At 76.7% G+C, this 3,668-nt stretch carries 2 protein-coding genes; both read right to left on the bottom strand.

Annotation, left to right across the window (positions count from 1 at the left end; genetic code table 11):
* Positions 1–184: 184 nt before the first annotated feature.
* Positions 185–619, bottom strand: coding sequence for a roadblock/LC7 domain-containing protein (locus ACZ63H_RS38460; protein WP_469873099.1), 435 nt, complete (start codon positions 617–619; stop codon positions 185–187).
* Between the two features lie 89 nt (positions 620–708).
* Positions 709–3,243, bottom strand: a complete 2,535-nt coding sequence (locus ACZ63H_RS38455; protein ID WP_469873098.1) for a sensor histidine kinase — start codon at positions 3,241–3,243, stop codon at positions 709–711.
* Positions 3,244–3,668: the final 425 nt, after the last annotated feature.

Genomic DNA, 3,668 nt, shown 5'->3' with positions numbered 1-3,668 from the left:
GGGGAGGGGGCGTGTGTGTTTTGGGGACGGGGAGAGCGGGGTGGGGGGGTTTGGGGGACCCGCACGGGGGACATGGGGGGGGGGGGGGGGTGGGGGGGGGTGGGTCTGTCGCGGCCCCGAACCGCCCCCACCAGCCGGCCGGCCGCCTCGTCCAGCCAGGGCCCGTCGCCGGCTGCGGCCACGCTCAGGGCCTCGTCGCCGCGGTGCCCGCGGCCTGCTGCCGGGGGGCGGTGACCAGGTAGGGGCGCACGCTCTTGACCAGCATCGCCATCTCGTAGCCGAGCACCGCGGCGTCGGCCTCGCGGCCGGCCAGCACGGCGAGACAGGTGCCGGAGCCGGCGGTGGTGACGAAGAGCAGGGTCGCGTCGAGTTCGACCACGACCTGGCGCACGGCGCCGCCGTCGCCGAACCGGACGCCCGCGCTGCGGCCGAGGGAGTACAGGCCGCAGGCCAGGGCCGCCATGTGGTCGGCGCTGTCGGCGTCCAGGCCGTGCACGGACTTCACCAGCCCGTCGGAGGAGAGGAGCACCGCGCTGGTGGTGTGCGGTACGCGCTGCACGAGGCCGCTCAGCAGCCAGTCGAGGTCGGATGCGGGGACGGTCGGCGCGTCGCTCGCCATGGTGGATCGACTCCTTGGGGTACGGGAAACTGCGGGAGCGCTGGGGGTGGGGGTACGGCGTGCGGGTGTGGGAGCGGGGGCGGGTGCGGTCATCCGGCCGGGGTGCTTCCCTCGGCTCGGCCGGTACCGCGCACGCCGTCCGGCGCGGGCGCGTGGGCGCGGGCCTGGCCTATGGGGGCGGGAGCCGGAGGTTGTCCGGAGATGGTGTGCTCCGAGGCCATGTGGTGGCGGGCTGTGTGGTGGGGAGCCGTGTGGCCGGAGGCGGTGGGTTCCGGTGCCGTGTGGGGCGGGCCCATGTGGTCGGCCGCCCTGCCGCCCGTGTGGTCGGCCGCCCTGCCGGGTGCGCCCATGGGGGGCGGGCCCGTGTGGTCGGCGGCCATGGTGCGAGAGCCCGTGTGCGCCGCATCCATGGGCAGGGCGTCGATAGGGACCGAACCCATGTGTCCGTACGCGGTAGCGGCGTACGCCGTTTCCCCGTAGGCCCTGTACGAGGCACTGCCCATCCTCGGCCTCTCGGGGGCCGCTTCCTCGCGCCCCGGTTCCTCGTGCGCCGCCCGCTCGCGCCCCGGTTCCTCATCGGCCGCGTCGCAGGCCGCTTCGTCGTGCCTCGGCTCCTCGTGCGCCGGCCCGCCGTAGCCCGGCGGCTCCTGTCCCGGCTCCTCGTGGCCGGACTCCAGTCGCTGCTGGGCCTCGGCGAGCCCGACTCCGCGCTGGAAGGCGGCCATCAGGCCGGGGTCGTGGCCGGCGGCGCCGTCGGCGTTCTGACGGGGGGCCGGGCCGCCGCGCAATTGGGGCGCGATGTGCGCCTGGGCGCGCCTGCGGGGCAGCAGGGGCTTCTCCGCCGGGGCGTCGCGCACCGTGTCGGCGCGCGGGCTGGGCAGGGTGTCCGTGTGGGCCTCCGCCACCGACCGGCCCTCGGCGCCGGCACCGGGCACGGCCTCGGCGGGGGTGGGCCGCGCCGCACGGCTGCCGCGCACCGGCAGCGGGGGCGGGGCGCCGCCGTGTCGTCCGCGCGTACCGTCCTCGGCCCCGTGCCGCCCGGGTCCGCGCTGCGCGTGCCGCCGCCGCCCGGTCCCCGGCGCCCGGGCGGCGCCGTCCCCGCTCCCGGCCTCGGAACCGTCAACGGCGCCCGTTCCCCGCCCTGTTCCGGTTCCGGCTCCCACGCCACCGGTCCCACCGGCCCCGGCCCCGGTGCGCGTAGCGGCCCCGGGCACGGAACCGTTCGCGGGCTCGCTGCCGGCGTGGTTCCCGGTGCCCGGCTCGGCCGCTCCCCCGCCCGCTTTCCGGGGCGCGGGCACCGGCACCGGCACCCGCGGCCACGTGACAAGGGCGGCCTCGGCGCCCATGCCCCGGCCCGTGGCCGCGCTCTCGCGCGGGGCCGTGTCCCCGCCCGCGCCCGTGTCCGTGCCCGGCGCGTCCCGTGTCGGCCCCAGCAGTGCCTGCGGGATGACGAGTACGGCCTGCACACCGCCGTAGATGTTGGTCTGCAGCCGCACACGGATGCCGTGGCGGCGGGCGAGCTGGGAGACGACGTAGAGGCCGATGCGGCCGTCGGCCAGCAGGCTGGCCACGTTGACCTGGTCGGGGTCGGCGAGCAGGGCGTTCATCCGGTTCTGCTCGGTGACGGGCATGCCCAGCCCGCGGTCCTCGACCTCCACGGCGCACCCGGAGGTGACGAGGCTGGCGCGGAGCAGCACCTGTGTGTGCGGGGCGGAGAACACCGTGGCGTTCTCGACGAGTTCGGCGAGCAGGTGGATGACGTCGGCGACGGCGTGGCCGCGCAGTTCGCCGTCGATGGGCGGCACGAGTCTGACCCGGGAGTACTGCTCGACCTCGGCGATGGCGGAGCGCAGCACCTCGGTCATGCCCACCGGGTTGCTCCACTGCCGGCGGGAGACGGCGCCGCCGAGCACGGCGAGGTTCTCGGCGTGCCGACGGATCCGGGTGGCCAGGTGGTCCACGTGGAAGAGGCCCTTGAGCAGGTCGGGATCCTCGATGTCGTTCTCGAGGTCGTCGAGGATCGAGATCTCGCGGTGCACGAGGGACTGGAGGCGGCGCGCGAGGTTGACGAACACCTCCAGTTTCTGTTCGCTGCCCGTCCGGCTGGAGAGCTGGGCGGCCCGTACGACGGCGGTGACGGCGCCGTCGTGCGCCCGGGCCAGGTCGGCGGCGAGCAGTTCGAAGTCGTCGGCGTCGGCGGGTGGCCGGTGGTGTCGGCCGCGCTGGGGCGGGGTCCCGCCCTGGCGTAGCGCGTCGACCAGGGCGTGCAGGTCGGCCTCGCCGCGTGCGGCGGTGTGCCTGAGGGCGTCCAGGCGGTCGGCGACCGAGCGGGCGGTGCGGTCGGCGGCCACGGCGGCGAGCAGGATGGCGGCGACGGTGACGACGGCGGCCCCGGCGACCACGGCCCACAGCAGGGGGCCGTGGTCGCCGGCGGAGCGCACGCTGAACAGCACCGCGGCACCGCAGCCGAGTGCGACCGCGAGGGGCGGCAGGACGGCGAGCCGCAGCAACCGGGGCCGTATGCGCGTCTCGGGCGGCGCGGGAGCGGGTCGGGCGGCCGGTCGCCCGTGCCGGCCGCCCTCGCGACGGTCGGCGTGGGCGGCCGCTGCGCGGAGGTGAGACATCTGCGTCCTCGTACGGGTCCGTCGGGCCTGGGGTCCTCGTGCGGTGCGCGCGGCGGGCATGTGTCGATGCGGGCACGCGCGATCGCGGCGTCGGCCGGCGGGACCGGTGAATCCGGCCGCGCGTCGCCCGACGGACACTCACAGTAGTTGCCCGCGCATCCACTGTGGTGGGCAGTCGTCAAAGTCCCCCGGGGAGCGTCCCGCTCTGGTATGAGGGGTCGTACGACAGACCGACCATCCGGCCGAGCGTTTCCCTGTCGGAACGAAAGAGACCGATACGGCCTGGTCGGAAGCGGTCAGGAAACGCAAACGGGGGTGGGGGGGGGGGGGGGGGGGGGGGGGGGGGGGGGGGGGGGGGGGGGGGGGGGGGGGGGGAGTGGAGGGGGGGGCGGTGGGGGGGGTGGGGTGGGGGGGGGGTGCCTCTC

Source organism: Streptomyces sp. NPDC104831, from assembly GCF_055583025.1.
This window is presented reverse-complemented; position numbering and strand designations above follow the sequence as displayed.